Origin of the sequence: Streptomyces sp. NBC_01334 (genome assembly GCF_035983595.1) — a bacterium.
GTDB classification, from domain to species: domain Bacteria; phylum Actinomycetota; class Actinomycetes; order Streptomycetales; family Streptomycetaceae; genus Streptomyces; species Streptomyces coriariae.
This window is the reverse complement of sequence record NZ_CP130718.1, coordinates 2,016,521-2,038,026: the sequence shown is the minus strand read 5'-3', so window position 1 is coordinate 2,038,026 and position 21,506 is coordinate 2,016,521. Positions and strand designations below refer to the sequence as shown.

At 70.2% G+C, this 21,506-nt stretch carries 19 protein-coding genes; 18 read left to right on the top strand and 1 reads right to left on the bottom strand.

What is annotated here, in order from left to right; translation table 11 throughout:
• Window positions 1–8: 8 nt before the first annotated feature.
• The 12 genes from OG736_RS09215 (at window position 9) to nusB (ending at window position 12,462) form a co-directional block, all read left to right on the top strand.
• The gene (locus tag OG736_RS09215) at window positions 9–365 is read left to right on the top strand and encodes a hypothetical protein (RefSeq protein ID WP_327182005.1); all 357 of its coding nucleotides are present in this window, start codon (window positions 9–11) and stop codon (window positions 363–365) included.
• The gene (alaS, locus tag OG736_RS09210; protein ID WP_327182004.1) at window positions 365–3,037 is read left to right on the top strand and encodes an alanine--tRNA ligase; all 2,673 of its coding nucleotides are present in this window, start codon (window positions 365–367) and stop codon (window positions 3,035–3,037) included. The genes OG736_RS09215 and alaS overlap by 1 nt, the downstream gene beginning before the upstream one ends.
• Before the next feature lie 8 nt (window positions 3,038–3,045).
• Entirely contained in the window at window positions 3,046–3,510 is a 465-nt protein-coding gene (gene ruvX / locus OG736_RS09205; protein ID WP_327187564.1) for a Holliday junction resolvase RuvX, read from the top strand.
• 123 nt (window positions 3,511–3,633) lie between these two features.
• Window positions 3,634–5,403, top strand: coding sequence for an endolytic transglycosylase MltG (gene mltG / locus OG736_RS09200; protein WP_327182003.1), 1,770 nt, complete (start codon window positions 3,634–3,636; stop codon window positions 5,401–5,403).
• Window positions 5,384–6,241 carry a shikimate dehydrogenase gene (locus OG736_RS09195; RefSeq protein WP_327182002.1) on the top strand — a complete coding sequence of 286 codons (858 nt, stop codon included), beginning with the start codon at window positions 5,384–5,386 and terminating at the stop codon, window positions 6,239–6,241. Before mltG ends, OG736_RS09195 begins: the two co-directional genes overlap by 20 nt.
• A 175-nt stretch (window positions 6,242–6,416) precedes the next feature.
• Window positions 6,417–7,601 carry a chorismate synthase gene (aroC, locus tag OG736_RS09190; protein WP_267020896.1) on the top strand — a complete coding sequence of 395 codons (1,185 nt, stop codon included), beginning with the start codon at window positions 6,417–6,419 and terminating at the stop codon, window positions 7,599–7,601.
• Window positions 7,598–8,113, top strand: coding sequence for a shikimate kinase (locus tag OG736_RS09185; RefSeq protein WP_327182001.1), 516 nt, complete (start codon window positions 7,598–7,600; stop codon window positions 8,111–8,113). Before aroC ends, OG736_RS09185 begins: the two co-directional genes overlap by 4 nt.
• Complete coding sequence (gene aroB, locus OG736_RS09180) at window positions 8,110–9,204, top strand: 3-dehydroquinate synthase (protein ID WP_327182000.1); 1,095 nt, start codon at window positions 8,110–8,112, stop codon at window positions 9,202–9,204. The genes OG736_RS09185 and aroB overlap by 4 nt, the downstream gene beginning before the upstream one ends.
• A gap of 189 nt (window positions 9,205–9,393) precedes the next feature.
• The gene (locus OG736_RS09175) at window positions 9,394–10,215 is read left to right on the top strand and encodes a Pro-rich N-terminal domain-containing protein (protein ID WP_327181999.1); all 822 of its coding nucleotides are present in this window, start codon (window positions 9,394–9,396) and stop codon (window positions 10,213–10,215) included.
• Window positions 10,216–10,306: 91 nt separating this feature from the next.
• On the top strand, window positions 10,307–11,413 hold the full coding sequence (locus OG736_RS09170; protein WP_327181998.1) for an aminopeptidase P family protein: 1,107 nt from the start codon (window positions 10,307–10,309) through the stop codon (window positions 11,411–11,413).
• A 51-nt stretch (window positions 11,414–11,464) separates the two neighbouring features.
• Complete coding sequence (efp, locus tag OG736_RS09165; RefSeq protein ID WP_020128856.1) at window positions 11,465–12,031, top strand: elongation factor P; 567 nt, start codon at window positions 11,465–11,467, stop codon at window positions 12,029–12,031.
• A gap of 2 nt (window positions 12,032–12,033) precedes the next feature.
• Window positions 12,034–12,462, top strand: coding sequence for a transcription antitermination factor NusB (nusB, locus tag OG736_RS09160; RefSeq protein ID WP_020128857.1), 429 nt, complete (start codon window positions 12,034–12,036; stop codon window positions 12,460–12,462).
• 234 nt (window positions 12,463–12,696) lie between these two features.
• On the opposite strand, the gene bldD is transcribed toward nusB, so the two are convergent.
• Window positions 12,697–13,197 carry a transcriptional regulator BldD gene (bldD, locus tag OG736_RS09155; protein ID WP_020128858.1) on the bottom strand — a complete coding sequence of 167 codons (501 nt, stop codon included), beginning with the start codon at window positions 13,195–13,197 and terminating at the stop codon, window positions 12,697–12,699.
• A gap of 240 nt (window positions 13,198–13,437) precedes the next feature.
• Here bldD and pyrR point away from each other — a divergent pair, with 240 nt between their 5' ends.
• The 6 genes from pyrR (at window position 13,438) to carB (ending at window position 21,409) form a co-directional block, all read left to right on the top strand.
• Window positions 13,438–14,022, top strand: a complete 585-nt coding sequence (pyrR, locus tag OG736_RS09150; protein ID WP_327181997.1) for a bifunctional pyr operon transcriptional regulator/uracil phosphoribosyltransferase PyrR — start codon at window positions 13,438–13,440, stop codon at window positions 14,020–14,022.
• A gap of 96 nt (window positions 14,023–14,118) precedes the next feature.
• Window positions 14,119–15,099 carry an aspartate carbamoyltransferase catalytic subunit gene (locus tag OG736_RS09145; RefSeq protein WP_020128860.1) on the top strand — a complete coding sequence of 327 codons (981 nt, stop codon included), beginning with the start codon at window positions 14,119–14,121 and terminating at the stop codon, window positions 15,097–15,099.
• 5 nt (window positions 15,100–15,104) lie between these two features.
• Window positions 15,105–16,391: a dihydroorotase gene (locus OG736_RS09140; protein WP_020128861.1), complete on the top strand. Its 1,287-nt coding sequence runs from the start codon at window positions 15,105–15,107 to the stop codon at window positions 16,389–16,391.
• Window positions 16,388–16,969, top strand: coding sequence for a PH-like domain-containing protein (locus OG736_RS09135; protein ID WP_327181996.1), 582 nt, complete (start codon window positions 16,388–16,390; stop codon window positions 16,967–16,969). The genes OG736_RS09140 and OG736_RS09135 overlap by 4 nt, the downstream gene beginning before the upstream one ends.
• Window positions 16,966–18,108, top strand: coding sequence for a glutamine-hydrolyzing carbamoyl-phosphate synthase small subunit (gene carA, locus OG736_RS09130; RefSeq protein WP_327181995.1), 1,143 nt, complete (start codon window positions 16,966–16,968; stop codon window positions 18,106–18,108). The genes OG736_RS09135 and carA overlap by 4 nt, the downstream gene beginning before the upstream one ends.
• The gene (carB, locus tag OG736_RS09125; RefSeq protein ID WP_327181994.1) at window positions 18,101–21,409 is read left to right on the top strand and encodes a carbamoyl-phosphate synthase large subunit; all 3,309 of its coding nucleotides are present in this window, start codon (window positions 18,101–18,103) and stop codon (window positions 21,407–21,409) included. Before carA ends, carB begins: the two co-directional genes overlap by 8 nt.
• The last annotated feature ends 97 nt before the right edge of the window (window positions 21,410–21,506 follow it).

Genomic DNA, 21,506 nt, shown 5'->3' with positions numbered 1-21,506 from the left:
GACCAGCGATGTTCCGCCGTACCTTCTGGTTCACCACGGGCGTCGCCGCCGGTGTCTGGGCCACCACCAAGGTCAATCGCAAGCTGAAGCAGCTGACCCCCGAGAGCCTCGCCGCGACCGCGGCCAACAAGGCGCTCGAGACGGGAGCGCGCCTCAAGGACCGCGCGGTGGGCTTCGCGCTCGACGTCCGCGACAACATGGCCCAGCGGGAGGCCGAGCTGGGGGAGGCGCTGGGGATCCACGACGACCCCGAACTCCCCGCGCCCCGGCGGTTCAACGCCATCGAGAGCAACCGCAGCACCCCCAAGTACCCCGAGCACATCGAGAACACGACGTACTCGCACAACCGGAATGAGGACCACTGATGGAGTCGGCCGAGATCCGCCGCCGCTGGCTGAGCTTCTACGAGGAGCGCGGGCACACCGTCGTCCCTTCGGCGTCGCTCATCGCGGACGACCCGACTCTGCTCCTCGTCCCCGCCGGCATGGTCCCCTTCAAGCCGTACTTCCTCGGCGACGTCAAGCCGCCGTGGTCGCGCGCCACCAGCGTGCAGAAGTGCGTGCGCACGCCCGACATCGAAGAGGTCGGCAAGACCACCCGCCACGGCACCTTCTTCCAGATGTGCGGCAACTTCTCCTTCGGCGACTACTTCAAGGAAGGCGCCATCAAGTACGCCTGGGAGCTGCTCACCACGCCCCAGGACAAGGGTGGTTACGGCCTGGAGCCGGAGAAGCTCTGGATCACGGTCTACAAGGACGACGACGAGGCCGAGCGCATCTGGCACGACGTCGTCGGTGTGCCCAAGGAGCGCATCCAGCGCCTCGGCATGAAGGACAACTACTGGTCCATGGGCGTCCCCGGACCCTGCGGCCCCTGTTCCGAGATCAACTACGACCGCGGCCCCGAGTTCGGTGTCGAGGGCGGCCCCGCCGTCAACGACGAGCGGTACGTGGAGATCTGGAACCTCGTCTTCATGCAGTACGAGCGTGGCGAGGGCATCGGCAAGGACAACTTCGAGATCCTGGGCGACCTGCCGAGCAAGAACATCGACACGGGCCTCGGCCTGGAGCGCCTCGCCATGATTCTGCAGGGCGTGCAGAACATGTACGAGATCGACACCTCGATGGCCGTCATCAAGAAGGCCACCGAACTCACCGGCGTCGAGTACGGCGAGGCCCACGGGTCGGACGTCTCGCTGCGCGTGGTCACCGACCACATGCGCACCTCCGTGATGCTCATCGGCGACGGCGTCACCCCCGGCAACGAGGGCCGCGGTTACGTCCTGCGCCGCATCATGCGCCGCGCCATCCGCAACATGCGCCTCCTCGGCGCCACCGGCCCGGTCGTCAAGGACCTCATCGACACCGTCATCGAGATGATGGGCCAGCAGTACCCGGAGCTCGTCACCGACCGCGAGCGCATCGAGAAGGTCGCCCTCGCCGAGGAGAACGCCTTCCTCAAGACGCTCAAGGCCGGCACCAACATCCTCGACACCGCCGTCACCGAGACCAAGCAGTCCGGTGGCGCGGTTCTGGCCGGCGACAAGGCCTTCCTGCTCCACGACACCTGGGGCTTCCCGATCGACCTCACCCTCGAGATGGCCGCCGAGCAGGGGCTGTCCGTGGACGAGGACGGCTTCCGCCGCCTGATGAAGGAGCAGCGGGAACGCGCCAAGGCCGACGCCCAGGCCAAGAAGACCGGGCACGCCGGCGTGGGCGCCTACCGCGAGATCGCCGACCGGGCCGGTGCGACCGACTTCATCGGCTACTCCGACACCGAGGGCGAGTCGACGATCGTCGGCATCCTCGTCGACGGCGCCTCCTCGCCGGCCGCCACCGAGGGCGACGAGGTCGAGATCGTCCTCGACCGCACCCCGTTCTACGCCGAGGGCGGCGGCCAGATCGGCGACACCGGCCGTATCAAGGTGGACACCGGCGCCGTCATCGAGATCCGCGACACCCAGAAGCCGGTTCCCGGCGTGTACGTCCACAAGGGCGTCGTCCAGGTCGGCGAGGTCACGCTCGGCGCCAAGGCCCACGCCTCGATCGACCAGCGCCGCCGCACGGCCATCGCCCGCGCCCACTCGGCCACCCACCTCACGCACCAGGCGCTGCGCGACGCCCTCGGCCCGACGGCCGCCCAGGCCGGTTCCGAGAACCAGCCCGGCCGCTTCCGCTTCGACTTCGGTTCCCCGTCCGCCGTCCCGACGGCCGTGATGACCGACGTCGAGCAGAAGATCAACGAGATCCTCGCCCGCGACCTGGACGTCCGCGCCGATGTCATGGGCATCGACGAGGCCAAGAAGCAGGGCGCCATCGCCGAGTTCGGCGAGAAGTACGGCGAGCGGGTCCGGGTCGTGACCATCGGCGACTTCTCCAAGGAGCTGTGCGGTGGCACCCATGTGCACAACACCTCGCAGCTGGGCCTGGTGAAGCTGCTCGGCGAGTCGTCGATCGGCTCGGGTGTGCGCCGCATCGAGGCCCTCGTCGGCGTCGACGCCTACAACTTCCTGGCCCGTGAGCACACGGTCGTCGCCCAGCTCCAGGAGCTGATCAAGGGCCGTCCTGAGGAGCTCCCGGAGAAGGTCTCCGCCATGCTCGGCAAGCTGAAGGACGCCGAGAAGGAGATCGAGAAGTTCCGCGCGGAGAAGGTGCTGCAGGCCGCCGCCGGTCTCGTGGAGTCCGCCAAGGACGTCCGCGGTGTCGCTCTCGTCACCGGTCAGGTCCCGGACGGCACGACCCCCGACGACCTGCGCAGGCTCGTCCTCGACGTGCGCGGCCGCATCCAGGGCGGCCGGGCCGCCGTGGTCGCCCTGTTCACGGTCAACAACGGCAAGCCGCTGACGGTCATCGCCACCAACGAGGCCGCCCGCGAGCGTGGTCTCAAGGCCGGCGACCTGGTCCGCACGGCCGCCAAGACCCTCGGTGGTGGCGGCGGCGGCAAGCCGGACGTCGCCCAGGGCGGCGGCCAGAACCCGGCCGCCGTCGGCGACGCCGTCGACGCCGTCGAGCGGCTCGTGGCGGAAACGGCCAAGTGAGCGAGCCGATGAGGAAGGGCCGTCGACTCGCGATCGACGTCGGGGACGCCCGGATCGGGGTCGCCTCGTGCGACCCCGACGGGATCCTCGCCACTCCGGTGGAGACGGTCCCCGGCCGGGATGTCCCCGCGGCTTACCGCCGACTCGGACAACTGGTCGAGGAGTACGAGCCGATCGAGGTCATCGTGGGTCTGCCTCGCTCCCTCAAGGGGGGCGAGGGCCCGGCCGCGGTGAAGGTCCGCGGCTTCGCACAGGAGCTGGCGAACAAAATCGCGCCCGTATCCGTACGTCTGGTGGACGAGAGGATGACGACCGTGACGGCCGGTCAGGGACTGCGTGCCTCGGGCGTGAAGGCGAAGAAGGGCCGCTCGGTGATCGACCAGGCAGCCGCTGTGATCATCCTTCAGCAGGCCCTGGAATCCGAACGGGTGTCAGGCAAAGCACCGGGCGAGGGCGTCGAAGTGGTCATCTGATCGCGATACGGTAACGTTCCGCGCGATGCGGCGGTGTTCGAACAGCTGCCGCACAGAGAGAGACGGAACGGTGACGGGCCGGAAAAAGCCGCGTGATCGCCGCCTCGCGGCTCTAGGGGATCGATGACTGAGTATGGCCGGGGCCCTGGCTCCGAACCGTGGCATCCGGAGGACCCGTTGTACGGGGACGGCGGATGGGAAGGGCAGCAGGCCCCCACGGGCCATCAGCCTGCCTACGGTGGCCAGCCACAGCACGACCACTACCCGCAGCAGCCGCAGCAGCAGGAGTACGGCGACTGGGGCCAGGGACAGGCGCAGCAGTACGACCAACAGCAGTACGGCCAGCAGCAGTACGACCAGCAGCAGTACGACCCGCAGTACCAGGGCTACGACCAGCAGCAGTACGGCGCTCAGGGCCAGCAGTACGACCATCAGAACCAGCAGGCCTACCACGAGGGGTACCAGGAGGGCGGCTGGGACGGCACGGGCACCCATGCCCACGTCCCCTTCGCCGCCGATCCCGGCGACCCCTACGGTCAGCAGGCCGCGGCCTACGGCGCCGAACAGCCCGACTTCTACGGCACTCCTGAGGCGTACCCGCCGCCGGAGCCGCCCGCCCGGCGCCGCGCCGAGCCCGAACCGGAGCCGGAAGCCGACGCCGAGGCCGAGCAGAAGCCCGACTGGGATCCCGGCCCCGATCAGGGCGAGCACGCCTTCTTCGCGGGCGGCGGTGCCGAGGACGACGAGGACGACGACGAGCCGGAGGGCCGCGGCGACCGGCGGGGCCGGGGCGGCAAGGGCACGAAGAGCAAGAAGAGCCGCAGCGGCTGCGCCTGTCTGGTCGTCGTGCTGGTGTTCGGCGGTGGCGTCGCAGGCGTCGGATATTTCGGCTACGACTACTACAAGAATCGTTACGCCGCGGCTCCGGACTACACGGGCGACGGCACGAAGGAGACCGTGAGCATCGAGGTGCCCAAGGGCTCCGGCGGCGCCGTCATCGGCAGACTGCTCAAGGAGGCAGGCGTCGTCAAGAGCGTGGACGCGTTCGTCTCCGCGGTCACGAGCAACCCCGAAGCGGGCGGCATCCAGGCGGGCGCGTACATCCTGAAGAAGGAGATGTCCGCGAAGAGCGCCGTGGAGATGATGCTCGACCCGGCCAGTCAGGCCAATGTGATGGTCACCCCGGGTCAGCGGAACGTGGCCGTCTACAAGAACATCGACACAAAACTCGGACTTGCCTCCGGCACCACCAGAAAACTGGCGGAGACCAAGTACAAGACGCTCGGTCTGCCCGACTGGGCGAACGACAACGAGGACATCAAGGACCCGCTGGAGGGCTTCCTCTTCCCGGGGACGTACGGCGCGGCCAAGGGCATGAAGCCCGAGGCGATCCTGAAGTCGATGGTCGCGCACGCCAACGAGGTGTACGGCGAGTACGACCTCGAGGCCCAGGCCAAGAAGCTCAAGCTGGAAAGCCCGTTGGAGGTCATCACGGTCGCCAGCCTCGTCCAGGCCGAGGGCAAGACGCACGACGACTACCGCAAGATGGCGGAGGTCGTCTACAACCGGCTCAAGCCGACGAACGACCAGACCAACCAGCTGCTCCAGTTCGACTCGACCTTCAACTACCTGAAGGGCGAGAGCAAGATCAACATCAGCGAGTCCGAGATCAACAGCAACAAGGACCCGTACAACACCTACACCAACAGGGGCCTGACGCCGGGACCGATCGGCAATCCCGGTGAGGACGCGCTGAAGGCCACGATGAAGCCGACCACCGACGGCTGGATCTACTTCGTGGCGACCGACGGTGAGAGCAACACCGAATTCGCCAAGACGTACGCAGATTTCCAGAAACTCAAGGACAAGTTCGATGCCAGCACGGGCAACTGACGCCCGCCGGGCCGCGGTACTCGGCAGCCCGATCGTCCACTCCCTCTCCCCGGTGCTGCACCGCGCCGCGTACGAGGCACTGGAACTCACCGGCTGGACGTACGACCGATTCGACGTCGACGAGGAGGCCCTACCGTCCTTCGTCGCCGGCCTCGGCGCCGAATGGGCCGGTCTCTCGCTGACCATGCCGCTGAAGCGCGCGGTCATCCCGCTGCTCGACGAGATCAGCGAGACGGCCGCCTCCGTCGAGGCGGTCAACACCCTCGTGTTCACCGAGGAGGGCCGTCGACTCGGCGACAACACGGACATCCCCGGCATGGTCGCCGCCCTGCGCGAGCGCGGTGTCGAACAGGTCGACTCGGCCGCGATCCTCGGCGCCGGCGCCACCGCGTCCTCCGCCCTGGCCGCCCTGACCAGGGTCTGCACCGGCGAGATCGTCGCCTACGTCCGCAGCGCGGCCCGCGCCGCCGAGATGCGGCAGTGGGGCGAGCGGCTCGACGTAGAGGTCCGGATCGCCGACTGGGCGGACGCCGCCGACGCGCTGCGCTTCCCGCTGGTCGTCGCGACCACCCCGGCCGGGGCCACGGACGACCTCGCCGCCTCGGTGCCCGAGCGTCCCGCCACCTTGTTCGACGTGCTCTACGACCCGTGGCCGACCGAGCTGGCCGCCCGCTGGTCCATGTTCGGCGGCGCCGTCGTCAGCGGCCTCGACCTGCTGGTGCACCAGGCGGTCCTCCAGGTGGAGCAGATGACCGGCCGCGTCCCGGCGCCGGTGGAGGCCATGCGCAAGGCGGGCGAGCACGCCCTCGCCTCCCGCCGGGACTCGCACCACCCGTGACCCCGCCCCCGGGTGTTCCACCGTCCGCAGGCTGGACCCTCGACCGGTTCCAGCGCCGGGACGTGGGAGGATCGGAGGTGGCGGGCCAGGGCCGCGCACCCGGTCACGCCACCGACGTACGCGAAGGACGCGCGTGCGCAGAGCGCTAACAGAGCGCGAGCACTGAGGAGCATCGTTGAGCAGGCTGCGTTGGCTGACCGCGGGGGAGTCCCACGGACCCGCACTTGTCGCGACGCTGGAGGGCCTTCCCGCCGGCGTGCCGATCACCACGGAGATGGTCGCCGACCACCTCGCGCGGCGACGGCTCGGCTATGGGCGCGGTGCGCGCATGAAGTTCGAGCGCGACGAGGTCACCTTCCTCGGCGGTGTCCGGCACGGCCTGACCATGGGCTCCCCGGTCGCCGTCATGGTGGGCAACACGGAGTGGCCGAAGTGGGAGCAGGTCATGTCGGCCGACCCGGTCGACCCGGAGATCCTCGCGGGCCTCGCCCGCAACGCTCCGCTCACCCGCCCGCGCCCCGGCCACGCCGACCTCGCCGGGATGCAGAAGTACGGCTTCGACGAGGCCCGGCCGATCCTGGAGCGCGCCTCCGCGCGTGAGACGGCCGCCCGGGTCGCGCTGGGCGCGGTGGCCCGGTCGTACCTGAAGGAGACGGCCGGCATCGAGATCGTTTCGCACGTCGTCGAGCTGGCCGCCGCGAAGGCGCCTTACGGCGTCCTGCCGACCCCCGCGGACGTCGAGAAGCTGGACGCGGACCCGGTCCGCTGCCTCGACGCGGACGCCTCGAAGGCGATGGTCGCGGAGATCGACCAGGCCCACAAGGACGGCGACACCCTCGGCGGCGTCGTCGAGGTGCTGGCGTACGACGTACCGGTCGGCCTGGGCTCGCACGTGCACTGGGACCGCCGGCTCGACGCCCGCCTCGCCGCGGCCCTGATGGGCATCCAGGCGATCAAGGGCGTCGAGGTCGGCGACGGCTTCGACCTCGCGCGCGTGCCGGGCTCGAAGGCGCACGACGAGATCGTCACCACGCCCGAGGGCATCAGGCGCGCGAGCGGCCGTTCCGGCGGCACCGAGGGCGGACTCACCACCGGCGAGCTGCTGCGCGTGCGCGCGGCGATGAAGCCGATCGCGACCGTGCCGCGGGCCCTGAAGACGGTGGACGTCGCCACGGGCGAGGCCACCCAGGCGCACCACCAGCGCTCCGACGTGTGCGCGGTCCCGGCCGCGGGGATCGTCGCCGAGGCGATGGTCGCCCTGGTGCTCGCGGACGCGGTGGCGGAGAAGTTCGGCGGCGACAGCGTCACCGAGACCCGCCGCAACGTGCGTTCGTACCTCGACAGCCTGCACATCCGATGAGCGGGCCACTGGTCGTCCTCGTCGGCCCGATGGGCGTGGGCAAGTCCACCGTCGGGCAGCTGCTGGCCGAGCGGCTCGGCGTCGGCTACCGGGACACCGACGACGACATCGTCGCCGAGGCGGGCCGCAGCATCGCGGAGATCTTCGTCGACGAGGGCGAGGAGACCTTCCGCGCGATCGAGAAGCGGGCCGTACGGCGCGCGCTCGCCGAGCACGCCGGCGTACTGGCGCTCGGTGGCGGCTCGATCCTGGACGCGGACACCCGCGCGCTGCTGGCCGGGCAGCGCGTGGTCTATCTGGCCATGGACGTCGAGGAAGCCGTCAAGCGCACCGGCCTGAACACGGCGCGCCCGCTGCTCGCCGTCAATCCGCGCAAGCAGTGGCGCGAGCTGATGGAGGCCCGTCGCCCTCTCTACGAGGGTGTCGCCACCGCGGTCGTGACCACGGACGGCCGTACGCCCGAAGAGGTCAGCCAAGTGGCCTTGGACGCTTTGGAGTTGAAAGAAGCATGAGCAGCGAGTCCGTAACGCGGATCCGGGTCGGCGGCAGCGCCGGCTCGGAGCCGTACGAGGTCCTGGTCGGCCGTCAGCTGCTGGGCGAGCTCGGCGGGCTGATCGGAGACCGGGTCAAGCGGGTCGCCGTGATCCACCCCGAGGCGCTCGCCGACACCGGCGACGCCCTCCGCGCCGACCTGGCCGGGCAGGGCTACGAGGCCGTCGCCATCCAGGTGCCCAACGCGGAGGAGGCCAAGACCGCCGAGGTCGCCGCCTACTGCTGGAAGGCGCTCGGCCAGTCCGGGTTCACCCGCACCGACGTCGTCGTGGGCGTCGGCGGTGGCTCCACCACCGACCTGGCCGGGTTCGTCGCCGCGACCTGGCTGCGCGGGGTGCGCTGGATCGCCGTGCCGACGACCGTGCTGGCCATGGTCGACGCGGCCGTCGGCGGCAAGACCGGCATCAACACCGCCGAGGGCAAGAACCTCGTCGGCGCCTTCCACCCGCCGGCCGGTGTGCTGTGCGACCTGGCCGCGCTGGACTCCCTGCCGGTCAACGACTACGTCTCCGGGCTCGCCGAGATCATCAAGGCCGGCTTCATCGCCGACCCGGCGATCCTCGACCTGGTCGAGTCCGACCCCGAGGCCGCCCGCACCCCGGCGGGCCCGCACACCGCCGAGCTCATCGAGCGCTCCATCAGGGTCAAGGCGGACGTCGTGTCGTCCGACCTGAAGGAGTCGGGCCTGCGGGAGATCCTCAACTACGGTCACACCCTGGCGCACGCCATCGAGAAGAACGAGCGCTACCAGTGGCGGCACGGCGCGGCCGTCTCCGTGGGCATGCACTTCGCCGCCGAACTGGGCCGCCTGGCGGGCCGGCTGGACGACGCGACGGCCGACCGCCACCGCACGGTACTGGCATCGGTGGGGCTGCCGCTGCACTACCGCTACGACCAGTGGCCCAAGCTGCTGGAGAACATGAAGGTCGACAAGAAGTCCCGCGGCGACCTGCTGCGGTTCATCGTCCTGGACGGCCTCGCCAAGCCGAACGTCCTCGAGGGCCCCGACCCGGCCGTACTGCTGGCCGCGTACGGGGAGGTGGGCGAGTAGGAGCGCGGGACGGCCGAGTAGGTCCGCCCGCTTCCCTTCCGCCCGATTCGCTTTCCACACCGGGCACTTCGGACCGCCCCCGGCCGTTCACCAAAGGACGGCCGGGGGCGGTACCGTTCAGTAGCGAACAGGGGGTCCGCACCCCTCACAACCAGCGCCCATTGCCTGTACGAGACGGAGTGGCACCGGATGCAGCACGCAGTGGGTTCTCCGCTGCCGCCGCCCCACCAGCCGGGCGGCGCCCCCCAGCAGCAGCCGGGGTACCTCGGCGCCCCCTCGGGACCGGTCCCGCCCGCGCCCCAGCCGCCGGTCCCGCCCGTGCCGCCTCCGCCCGCCCCGCAGCACGCCCCGGTCCCGCAGAGCACCGATACCACCGGGCATGTCCCGCTGCCGCCGGGCGGCCCCGTCGCCATGCCCAGCGCGCCGCCCGCCCTCATCGTCCCCGACCCGACGGCCACGACGCTGGCGGTGCTGCTGATCGGCCCGGCGGGTGCAGGGAAGACGAGCGTCGCCAAGTTCTGGGCCGACCACCGCCGGGTGCCCACGGCCCACGTCAGCCTCGACGACGTACGGGAATGGGTCCGCTCGGGCTTCGCCGACCCACAGTCGGGGTGGAACGACCATTCCGAGGCCCAGTACCGTCTGGCCCGCCGCACCTGCGGCTTCGCCGCGCGCAACTTCCTGGCCAACGGCATCTCGTGCATCCTGGACGACGCGATCTTCCCCGACCGCCCGGCCGTGGGCCTGGGTGGCTGGAAACGGCATGTCGGCCCGGGCCTGCTGCCCGTCGTCCTGTTGCCCGGCCTGGAGGTCGTCCTGGAGCGCAACGCCGAACGCGCCGGAAACCGCCGCCTCACCGACGAGGAGGTGGCCCGTATCCACGGTCGCATGGCCGGTTGGTACGGCTCCGGCCTCCCCATCATCGACAACTCCCAACTGGACGTCCCGACGACCGCGAGGGTCCTGGACGAGGTGCTGGCGAGGGCGATCGCGAGCCCCCCGAAGTGGTAGAGCGCTCCCGGGCGCTCCGGTCCGACCCGGACCGTTCCCCCGAACGCCCTCCCAACCGGCACAATCCGGCCAATCCTCCTACGCTCGTGTCATGTCAGAGGTCTACGCGTCCCGCCGCAACCGGCTGAGAGAACGCTGCAACGCGAGCGGCAGCGCCACCGCGCTGATCTCCCGCCCCGCCAACGTGAGATACCTCGCGGGTGCGGCCCCTCGCGGCGCCGTGCTGCTGCTGGGCAGACGTGAGGATCTTCTCGTCTGCGTGGACCCGCCCGACGACCGCCCGAGCGAGGGCCGGCCGGACGAGGCCCTGCGTGTCCACTGCCTCCGCCGCCCCGGCGGCGATGCGGCGGTCGCCGCCGCCGACCTCCTCGTGGCAGAGGGAGGCGACTGCCTCGCGGTGGAGGAGCATCACCTCACGGTGGCCCGCCACCGCGAACTGCGTTCCGTCGCGCCCGGGCTGCGCCTCGCCGACCTGGGCGCCGCGGTCGAACAGCTGCGGGTGGTGAAGGACGAGGAGGAGATCTCCTGTCTGCGGATCGGCGCCGAGATCGCCGACCAGGCCCTTGGCGAGCTGCTGGAGTCCATCCTGGTGGGCCGTACGGAACGGCATCTCGCCCTCGAACTGGAGCGGCGCCTCGTCGATCACGGTGCCGACGGCCCCGCCTTCGCCACCTCGGTCGCCACCGGCCCGAACTCCGGTCGGCGCGGCCACCGGCCCACCGACCGGCGGGTCGAGGAGGGCGACTTCCTTTCCGTCTGCCTGGGGGCGAGCTATCGCGGCTACCGCTGTGAGATCGGCCGTACCTTCGTGATCGGCACGTCCCCCGCCGAGTGGCAGATCGAGCTGTACGACCTCGTCTTCGCTGCCCAGCGGGCCGGACGAGAGGCTCTGGCACCCGGCGCCGCCTTCCGGGACGTGGACCGCGCGGCCCGCCAGATCCTGGACTCCGCAGGGCACTCCGAGGGCCTTCCGGCGCTCACCGGACACGGTGTCGGACTCGAAATCGAAGAGGACCCGCAGTTGTCTCCCGCGGCCATGGGTAAACTGGACGCTTGCGTGCCGGTCACCGTCGAACCGGGGGTCCACCTCCCGGGCCGGGGCGGTGTCCGGATCGATGACACGCTCGTCGTGCGCCCCGAGGCGGACGGCGGACCCGAGCTACTCACCATCACGACCAAGGAGCTGCTCGCCCTCTAGGCAGGTGCGTGCACCGGGGTCGTCCACGTCAGTCCAGGAGATTCCGCAACCGTGGCTTCCACGAACGACCTCAAGAACGGCCTGGTGCTCAAGCTCGAAGGCGGCCAGCTCTGGTCCGTCGTCGAGTTCCAGCACGTCAAGCCCGGCAAGGGCCCGGCCTTCGTGCGCACCAAGCTGAAGAACGTGCTTTCCGGCAAGGTCGTCGACAAGACGTTCAACGCCGGCGTCAAGGTCGAGACGGCCACTGTCGACAAGCGCGACATGCAGTTCTCGTACATGGACGGCGAGTACTTCGTCTTCATGGACATGGAGACCTACGACCAGCTGATGGTCGACCGCAAGGCCGTCGGCGACGCCGCCAACTTCCTGATCGAGGGCTTCACGGCCACCGTGGCGCAGCACGAGGGCGAGGTGCTCTTCGTAGAGCTGCCGGCCGCCGTCGAGCTCGTCGTCCAGGAGACCGAGCCGGGCCTTCAGGGCGACCGCTCCACCGGTGGCACCAAGCCCGCCACCCTGGAGACCGGTCACCAGATCAACGTCCCGCTCTTCATCACCACCGGTGAGAAGATCAAGGTCGACACCCGCACCAGCGACTACCTCGGCCGGGTGAACAGCTAACCGTGGCTGCCCGCAACACGGCCCGCAAGCGCGCCTTCCAGATCCTCTTCGAGGGCGACCAGCGCGGAGTCGACGTCCTGACAGTCCTCGCGGACTGGATCCGGCTCTCCCGGGCCGACACCCGGCAGCCGCCGGTGAGCGAGTACACGATGCAGCTGGTCGAGGGCTACGCCGGATACGCGCGTCGCATCGACGAGCTAATCTCGCAGTACTCGGTCGGCTGGACGCTGGACCGGATGCCGGTCGTCGACCGCAACATCCTGCGTCTCGGCGCCTACGAGCTGATCTGGGCCGACGAGACCCCGGACGCGGTCGTCCTCGACGAGATGGTGCAGCTGGCGAAGGAGTTCTCGACGGACGAGTCGCCGTCGTTCGTCAACGGCCTGCTCGGCCGGTTCAAGGAGCTCAAGCCGTCTCTGCGTCGCGAATAGCGAACAGTTCCGCAGGGAGAGCCGGGGAACGAGGGCCGTAGGAGGCCTGCGAGCCCCCTGTGGCTCGTCGCGCGGTTCCCCGCGCCCCTCGGGGCGCGAACACGCCGGAGGGCCCACAGCGCACGCTGTGGGCCCTCCGGCATGTACCGACAAAAAGCCGGGGTGGCCGGAACCATCAGGTTCCGGCCACCCCGGCGGCACGTTTCTGCTGAGCTCTGCCGGGCCGCTGGGGCCTCAGCCCTCCTCGTGGGAGACGGCGCGACGCGCGTCCGCGTCCAGGACGCCCCAGCTGATCAGCTGCTCGGTCAGGACCGAGGGGGACTGGTCGTAGATGACGGCGAGCGTGCGCAGGTCGTCCTGGCGGATCGACAGCACCTTGCCGTTGTAGTCACCGCGCTGCGACTGGATGGTGGCCGCGTACCGCTGAAGGGGGCCCGCCTTCTCGACCGGCACGTGGGCCAGTCGCTCCAGGTCCAGGACCAGCTTCGGCGGCGGCTCGGCGGCGCCGCCCGGAGTGGTGCCCGGCAGCAGTTCCTGCACGGGAACGCCGTAGAAGTCCGCCAGCTCGGCAAGGCGCTGCACGGTCACGGCGCGGTCGCCGCGCTCGTACGAACCGACCACGACCGCCTTCCACCGGCCCTGGGACTTCTCCTCGACACCGTGGAGGGAAAGGCCCTGCTGGGTGCGGATCGCCCGGAGCTTGGCCCCGAGCTGTTTGGCGTATTCGCTGGACATATAGCTCCCCGGCACTGGGTCGACGCGGCACGAGCCGCGTGCTGGTAACTCACTGTGAGGTTACGCAGCGTGATTCTTCTGAGTCAAGCCGAATGGTCCACACCGACGCTTCCGTGGTATCGGTGGCCGATTACTCCAAGGGGGTGATCGGGACGGTGTCCCGGCCTGCTACCGTGGATGGCGCAAATCCGACGTCCTTTAAGGTCCGTCCCGTGAGGCGGAGAAGGAGGTCCGTTTCTTATGGACAAGCAGGACATTCAGCAGGACTCCCGGCAAGCCGATGCGCGGCCCGTTCTCGAAGGGCCCGACATCGCGCGGGTACTGACCCGTATCGCCCACGAGATCGTCGAACGCGCCAAGGGCGCCGACGACGTGGTGCTGCTCGGCATCCCGACCCGCGGCGTCTTCCTCGCCCAGCGGCTCGCCGCCAAGCTCGAGCAGATCACCGACCGCAGGATTCCGGTCGGCTCCCTCGACATCACCATGTACCGCGACGACCTGCGCATGCATCCGCCGCGTGCGCTGGCCCGCACCGAGATCCCCGGTGACGGCCTGGACGGGAAGCTGGTCGTCCTCGTCGACGACGTGCTCTTCTCCGGCCGCACCATCCGTGCCGCCCTCGACGCCCTGAACGACCTCGGGCGCCCGCGCGCGGTCCAGCTCGCGGTCCTCGTCGACCGCGGCCACCGGGAACTGCCCATCCGCGCCGACTACGTCGGCAAGAACCTCCCCACGTCGTTGCGGGAGACGGTCAAGGTCCAGCTCGCCGAGGAGGACGGTCGCGACACCGTGCTGCTCGGTGTGAAGCCGGACGCCCAGCAGTAGCACGCGCGCGTGCGGCCCTCGGTGCCGTGCGTCTCACAGCCGTGCCCTGCACGTCCGTGATCCCCCTTGTCTGAACTGCCTTACGGAGCCTGACAGATGCAGCGTCATCTCATCTCGGCCGCCGACCTCACCCGCGACGACGCCGTCCTGATCCTCGACACCGCCGAGGAGATGGCCCGGGTCGCCGACCGGCCCATCAAGAAACTGCCGACCCTGCGAGGCCGCACGATCGTCAACCTGTTCTTCGAGGACTCCACGCGCACGCGTATCTCCTTCGAGGCCGCCGAGAAGCGCCTCTCCGCGGACGTCATCAACTTCTCCGCCAAGGGGTCGTCGGTGTCGAAGGGCGAGTCCCTCAAGGACACCGCGCAGACGCTGGAGGCCATGGGCGTCGACGCCGTCGTCATCCGGCACGGTGCCTCGGGGGCGCCCTACCGCCTGGCCACCTCCGGCTGGATCGACGCGGTCGTCGTCAACGCCGGCGACGGCACCCACCAGCACCCCACCCAGGCACTCCTGGACGCCTTCACCATGCGCCGCCGGCTGGTCGGCCGGGACGCCGGGATCGGCCAGGACCTCGCCGGAAAGCGCATCACGATCGTCGGCGACGTGCTGCACAGCCGGGTCGCCCGCTCCAACGTCGACCTGCTGCACACGCTCGGCGCCGAGGTGACCCTGGTCGCCCCGCCCACCCTGGTGCCGGTCGGCATCGAGACCTGGCCGTGCGAGGTGTCGTACGACCTCGACAGCACGCTGCCCAAGTCCGACGCGGTGATGATGCTGCGGGTGCAGCGCGAGCGGATGAACGCCGCGTTCTTCCCGACCGAGCGCGAGTACTCGCGGCGCTACGGCCTCGACGGCGACCGCATGGCGCGGATGCCCGAGCACGCCATCGTGATGCACCCCGGCCCGATGGTCCGCGGCATGGAGATCACCGCCGAGGTCGCCGACTCCGAGCGCTGCACCGTCGTCGAACAGGTCGCCAACGGCGTGTCCATCCGGATGGCCGTCCTCTACCTGCTCCTGGGCGGCAACGAGCCCGCCGTCAGCCACGCCCGCACCACCGAGGAGAAGTAAGAACCATGAGCAAGATCCTGATCCGTGGTGCGAAGGTGCTCGGCGGTGAGCCGCAGGACGTCCTGATCGACGGCGCGGTCATCGAGGCCGTCGGCGCGGGGCTCTCCGCCGAGGGCGCCGAGGTCGTCGAGGCCGCAGGCAAGGTGCTGCTGCCGGGCCTGGTCGACCTGCACACCCACCTGCGCGAGCCGGGCCGCGAGGACTCCGAGACGGTGCTGACCGGCACCCGCGCCGCCGCCTCCGGTGGCTACACCGCCGTGTTCGCCATGGCCAACACCTTCCCCGTGGCCGACACCGCCGGTGTGGTCGAGCAGGTCTACCGGCTCGGCCAGGAGCACGGCTACTGCGACGTGCAGCCGATCGGCGCGGTCACGGTCGGCCTGGAGGGCCGCAAGCTCGCCGAGCTGGGCGCCATGCACGAGTCGGCGGCCGGCGTCACCGTCTTCTCCGACGACGGCAAGTGCGTGGACGACGCGGTGATCATGCGCCGGGCCCTGGAGTACGTGAAGGCCTTCGGCGGGGTCGTCGCCCAGCACGCGCAGGAGCCGCGGCTGACCGAGGGCGCCCAGATGAACGAGGGCGTCGTCTCCGCCGAGCTGGGGCTCGGGGGCTGGCCGGCGGTGGCCGAGGAGTCGATCATCGCCCGGGACGTCCTGCTCGCCGAGCACGTCGGCTCCCGGGTCCACATCTGCCACCTCTCCACCGCCGGGTCGGTCGAGATCGTCCGCTGGGCCAAGTCCCGCGGCATCGACGTGACCGCCGAGGTCACCCCGCACCACCTGCTGCTCACCGACGAGCTGGTGCGCAGCTACAACCCCGTCTACAAGGTGAACCCGCCGCTGCGCACCGAGCGGGACGTGCTCGCCCTGCGCGAGGCGCTCGCCGACGGCACCATCGACATCGTCGCCACCGACCACGCCCCGCACCCGCACGAGGACAAGGACTGCGAGTGGGCCGCGGCCGCCATGGGCATGGTCGGCCTGGAGACCGCGCTGTCGGTGGTCCAGGAGACGATGGTGGAGACGGGCCTGCTGGACTGGGCCGGGGTCGCGAGCCGGATGTCGTTCAAGCCCGCCCTGATCGGGCAGGCCAAGGGCCACGGGCGTCCCGTCTCGGCAGGTGAGCCCGCCAACCTCACCCTCGTCGACACGGAATACCGTGGGTCGGTGGACCCCGCGGGCTTCGCCTCGCGCAGCCGGAACACCCCGTACGAGGGGCGTGAGCTGCCGGGCCGTGTCACGCACACGTGGCTCCGGGGCAAGGCCACGCTCGTCGACGGGAAGCTCACGTGACATCTGCTGCACTACTGCTCGCGGCCGAGAAGGAATCGGCCGAAGTGACCGACTGGGCCGCGCGGATCGGCTGGGTGGTCGGCCTCGGCCTCTTCGTCGCGCTCGTCTACTGGCTGATGCGCGAGGGCTGGAAGTGGCGCGGCACGCTCCAGGGCGACCTGCCCGAGCTTCCCGGCGCGCCGGACGACCTCGGTCCGGTGAGACTGGGCATGAGCGGCCGCTACCACGGCTCCACCACCGCCGGGCAGTGGCTCGACCGCATCGTGGCGCACGGCCTGGGCACCCGCAGCCGGGTCGAGCTCACGCTGACGGCCGCGGGACTGGACGTCGTACGCCCCGGAGCGACCGACTTCTTCGTCCCGGTCGCGGCACTGCGTGAGGCCCGGCTCGACAAGGGCATCGCCGGCAAGGTCCTCACCGAGGGCGGACTGCTGGTGGTGACCTGGGCACACGGCGACAAGCTGCTCGACTCAGGCTTCCGCTCGGACCACGCGGCCGAGCACGGCGAGTGGGTCGACGCCATCAACTCCATGATCGACAAGACGGAAAACCCGACGGAAACGGAAGGCGCACGATGACGACCTCCACCAGGGGAACCACCAAGGTTCCCGCCGTACTCGTCCTGGAGGACGGCCGGATCTTCCGCGGCCGTGCCTACGGGGCCGTGGGGGAGACCTTCGGCGAAGCGGTGTTCTCCACCGGCATGACCGGCTACCAGGAGACGCTGACCGACCCGTCGTACGACCGGCAGATCGTCGTCGCGACCGCCCCGCAGATCGGCAACACCGGCTGGAACGACGAGGACGACGAGTCGGACCGCATCTGGGTCTCCGGCTACGTCGTGCGCGACCCCGCGCGCGTGCCCTCCAACTGGCGCGCCAAGCGCTCCCTGGACGACGCGCTCGTCGCGCAGAACGTCGTCGGCATCTCCGGCATCGACACCCGCGCGCTCACCCGCCACCTCCGCGAGAGCGGCTCGATGCGCGCCGGCATCTTCTCCGGCGAGTCGGTCGGCACGGAGCCCGAGCTCCTCGCGCGCGTGCAGGCCCAGCCGCAGATGAAGGGCGCGAGCCTCTACGAGGAGGTCACCACCAAGGAGGCCTACGTCGTCCCGGCGGTCGGCGAGAAGCGGTTCACCGTCGCCGCCATCGACCTCGGCATCAAGGGCATGACCCCGCACCGCATGGCCGAGCGCGGCATCGAGGTGCACGTGCTCCCGGCGACGGCCTCGGCGGCGGACGTGTACGCCGTCGACCCCGACGGCGTGTTCTTCTCCAACGGCCCGGGCGACCCGGCCACCGCCGAAGGTCCGGTCGCGCTGATGACCGAGGTGCTGCAGCGCAGGACGCCGCTCTTCGGCATCTGCTTCGGCAACCAGATCCTCGGCCGCGCCCTCGGCTTCGGCACCTACAAGCTGAAGTACGGCCACCGCGGCATCAACCAGCCGGTCCAGGACCGTACGACCGGCAAGGTCGAGGTCACCGCGCACAACCACGGGTTCGCCGTGGACGCGCCGCTCGACCGGGTCAGCGAGACGAAGTTCGGCCGCGCCGAGGTCTCGCACGTCTGCCTCAACGACGACGTCGTGGAGGGGCTCCAGCTGCTCGACCAGCCGGCCTTCTCCGTCCAGTACCACCCCGAAGCGGCAGCGGGCCCCCACGACGCCGCCTACCTGTTCGACCGCTTCGTTTCCCTGATGGAGGGCCAGCGTGCCTAAGCGCACCGATATCCAGTCCGTCCTGGTCATCGGCTCCGGCCCGATCGTCATCGGCCAGGCCGCCGAGTTCGACTACTCCGGCACCCAGGCGTGCCGCATCCTGCGCGCCGAGGGCCTGCGGGTCATCCTGGTCAACTCCAACCCGGCGACGATCATGACCGACCCGGAGATCGCCGACGCCACCTACGTCGAGCCGATCACCCCGGAGTTCGTCGAGAAGATCATCGCCAAGGAGCGCCCCGACGTCCTGCTGCCCACCCTGGGCGGCCAGACGGCCCTCAACACCGCGATCTCCATGCACGAGCAGGGTGTGCTGGAGAAGTACGGCGTCGAGCTGATCGGCGCCAACGTCGAGGCGATCAACAAGGGCGAGGACCGCGACCTCTTCAAGGGTGTCGTCGAGGCCGTCCGCGAGAAGATCGGGCACGGCGAGTCCGCCCGGTCCGTGATCTGCCACTCCATGGACGACGTGATCGCGGGCGTCGAGACGCTCGGCGGGTACCCCGTCGTCGTCCGTCCCTCCTTCACCATGGGCGGCGCCGGCTCCGGCTTCGCCCACGACGAGGAGGAGCTGCGCCGCATCGCCGGTCAGGGCCTGACGCTCTCGCCGACCACCGAGGTGCTCCTGGAGGAGTCCATCCTCGGCTGGAAGGAGTACGAGCTGGAGCTGATGCGCGACAAGAACGACAACGTCGTGGTCGTCTGCTCCATCGAGAACTTCGACCCCATGGGCGTGCACACCGGTGACTCGATCACCGTCGCGCCGGCGATGACGCTGACCGACCGCGAGTACCAGCGGCTGCGCGACATCGGAATCGCGATCATCCGCGAGGTCGGCGTCGACACCGGCGGCTGCAACATCCAGTTCGCGGTGAACCCCGAGGACGGCCGGATCATCGTCATCGAGATGAACCCGCGCGTGTCGCGGTCCTCGGCCCTCGCCTCCAAGGCCACCGGCTTCCCGATCGCCAAGATCGCGGCCAAGCTCGCCGTCGGCTACACCCTCGACGAGATCCCGAACGACATCACGCAGGAGACCCCGGCCTCCTTCGAGCCGACACTCGACTACGTGGTCGTGAAGGCACCGCGCTTCGCCTTCGAGAAGTTCCCGAGCGCCGACTCCACGCTGACCACGACCATGAAGTCGGTCGGCGAGGCCATGGCCATCGGCCGCAACTTCACCGAGGCCTTCCAGAAGGCGCTGCGCTCGCTGGAGAAGAAGGGCAGCCAGTTCACGTTCGTCGGCGAGCCCGGCGACAAGGACGAGCTGCTGCGGGAGGCCGTACGGCCCACCGACGGCCGTATCAACACCGTCATGCAGGCCATCCGCGCGGGCGCCACACCCGAGGAGGTCTTCGAGTTCACGAAGATCGACCCCTGGTTCGTCGACCAGCTCTTCCTCATCAAGGAGACCGCCGACGAGCTGGCCGCCGCCGAGCGCCTGGACGTCGAGCTGCTCGCCGAGGCCAAGCGGCACGGCTTCTCGGACCAGCAGATCGCCGAGATCCGCGGGCTGCGCGAGGACGTCGTCCGTGAGGTCCGGCACGCCCTGGGCATCCGCCCGGTCTACAAGACGGTCGACACCTGCGCCGCCGAGTTCGCCGCGAAGACGCCGTACTTCTACTCCTCCTACGACGAGGAGAGCGAGGTCGCGCCCCGCGAGAAGCCCGCGGTGATCATCCTGGGCTCCGGCCCGAACCGCATCGGCCAGGGCATCGAGTTCGACTACTCCTGCGTCCACGCCTCCTTCGCGCTCAGCGACGCGGGCTACGAGACCGTGATGGTCAACTGCAACCCGGAGACCGTCTCCACGGACTACGACACCTCCGACCGCCTGTACTTCGAGCCGCTGACGCTGGAAGACGTGCTGGAGATCGTCCACGCGGAGTCGCTGGCAGGACCGATCGCCGGTGTGATCGTCCAGCTCGGCGGCCAGACCCCGCTGGGCCTGGCGCAGGCGCTGAAGGACAACGGCGTGCCGATCGTCGGCACGTCGCCCGAGGCCATCCACGCGGCCGAGGACCGGGGCGCCTTCGGGCGGGTGCTCGCCGAGGCCGGTCTGCCGGCCCCGAAGCACGGCACGGCCACCACCTTCTCCGAGGCCAAGGCCATCGCGGACGAGATCGGCTACCCGGTCCTGGTGCGGCCGTCGTACGTGCTCGGCGGCCGCGGCATGGAGATCGTCTACGACGAGACCCGGCTGTCCTCCTACATCGCCGAGTCGACCGAGATCAGCCCCACCCGGCCGGTGCTCGTCGACCGCTTCCTCGACGACGCCATCGAGATCGACGTCGACGCGCTCTACGACGGCGAGGAGCTGTACCTCGGCGGCGTCATGGAGCACATCGAGGAGGCCGGCATCCACTCCGGCGACTCGGCGTGCGCCCTGCCCCCGATCACCCTGGGCGGCTTCGACATCAAGCGCCTGCGGGCCTCCACCGAGGCGATCGCCAAGGGCGTCGGCGTGCGCGGTCTGATCAACATCCAGTTCGCGATGGCGGGCGACATCCTCTACGTCCTGGAGGCCAACCCGCGCGCGTCCCGCACGGTCCCCTTCACCTCGAAGGCGACCGCGGTGCCGCTGGCCAAGGCCGCCGCCCGGATCTCGCTGGGCGCGACCGTCGCCGAGCTGCGCGCCGAGGGGCTGCTCCCGGCGACCGGCGACGGCGGTGAGCTGCCGCTGGACGCGCCGATCTCCGTCAAGGAAGCCGTGATGCCGTGGACCCGCTTCCGGGACACCTCCGGCCGCGGCGTCGACACCGTCCTCGGCCCGGAGATGCGCTCCACCGGCGAGGTCATGGGCATCGACTCCGTCTTCGGCACGGCGTACGCCAAGTCGCAGGCGGGCGCCTACGGCCCGCTGCCCACCAAGGGCCGCGCGTTCATCTCGGTCGCCAACCGCGACAAGCGCTCGATGATCTTCCCGGCCCGTGAGCTGGTAGCCCACGGCTTCGAGCTGCTCGCCACCTCCGGCACGGCCGAGGTACTCAGGCGCAACGGCCTCACCGCGAAGGTCGTGCGCAAGCAGTCCGAGGGCACCGGCCCGAACGGCGAGAAGACCATCGTCCAGCTCATCCACGACGGCGAGGTCGACCTCATCGTCAACACCCCGTACGGCACCGGTGGCCGCCTCGACGGCTACGAGATCCGCACGGCGGCCGTGGCGCGGTCCGTGCCGTGCCTGACGACGGTCCAGGCGCTCGCCGCGGCCGTCCAGGGCATCGACGCCCTCAACCACGGGGACGTGGGCGTGCGCTCACTCCAGGAACACGCGGAACACCTGACCGCGGCCCGCGACTAGGGGGCTGCCCGGCGGATCAAGTCGCAGCAAAGCGGCAGATGTGCGTGCCAGCCCCGCGTCTGCGGCATGGTCCGCCGGTCAGCCCCTACAGCCCTCA

Coding starts and splice junctions, on each gene's coding strand:
- OG736_RS09215 (WP_327182005.1), top strand. CDS start 9: ATGTTCCGCCGTACCTTCTGGTTCACCACGGGCGTCGCCGCCGGTGTC.
- alaS (WP_327182004.1), top strand. CDS start 365: ATGGAGTCGGCCGAGATCCGCCGCCGCTGGCTGAGCTTCTACGAGGAG.
- ruvX (WP_327187564.1), top strand. CDS start 3,046: ATGAGGAAGGGCCGTCGACTCGCGATCGACGTCGGGGACGCCCGGATC.
- mltG (WP_327182003.1), top strand. CDS start 3,634: ATGACTGAGTATGGCCGGGGCCCTGGCTCCGAACCGTGGCATCCGGAG.
- OG736_RS09195 (WP_327182002.1), top strand. CDS start 5,384: ATGCCAGCACGGGCAACTGACGCCCGCCGGGCCGCGGTACTCGGCAGC.
- OG736_RS09185 (WP_327182001.1), top strand. CDS start 7,598: ATGAGCGGGCCACTGGTCGTCCTCGTCGGCCCGATGGGCGTGGGCAAG.
- aroB (WP_327182000.1), top strand. CDS start 8,110: ATGAGCAGCGAGTCCGTAACGCGGATCCGGGTCGGCGGCAGCGCCGGC.
- OG736_RS09175 (WP_327181999.1), top strand. CDS start 9,394: ATGCAGCACGCAGTGGGTTCTCCGCTGCCGCCGCCCCACCAGCCGGGC.
- OG736_RS09170 (WP_327181998.1), top strand. CDS start 10,307: ATGTCAGAGGTCTACGCGTCCCGCCGCAACCGGCTGAGAGAACGCTGC.
- bldD (WP_020128858.1), bottom strand. CDS start 13,197: ATGTCCAGCGAATACGCCAAACAGCTCGGGGCCAAGCTCCGGGCGATC.
- pyrR (WP_327181997.1), top strand. CDS start 13,438: ATGGACAAGCAGGACATTCAGCAGGACTCCCGGCAAGCCGATGCGCGG.
- OG736_RS09145 (WP_020128860.1), top strand. CDS start 14,119: ATGCAGCGTCATCTCATCTCGGCCGCCGACCTCACCCGCGACGACGCC.
- OG736_RS09140 (WP_020128861.1), top strand. CDS start 15,105: ATGAGCAAGATCCTGATCCGTGGTGCGAAGGTGCTCGGCGGTGAGCCG.
- carA (WP_327181995.1), top strand. CDS start 16,966: ATGACGACCTCCACCAGGGGAACCACCAAGGTTCCCGCCGTACTCGTC.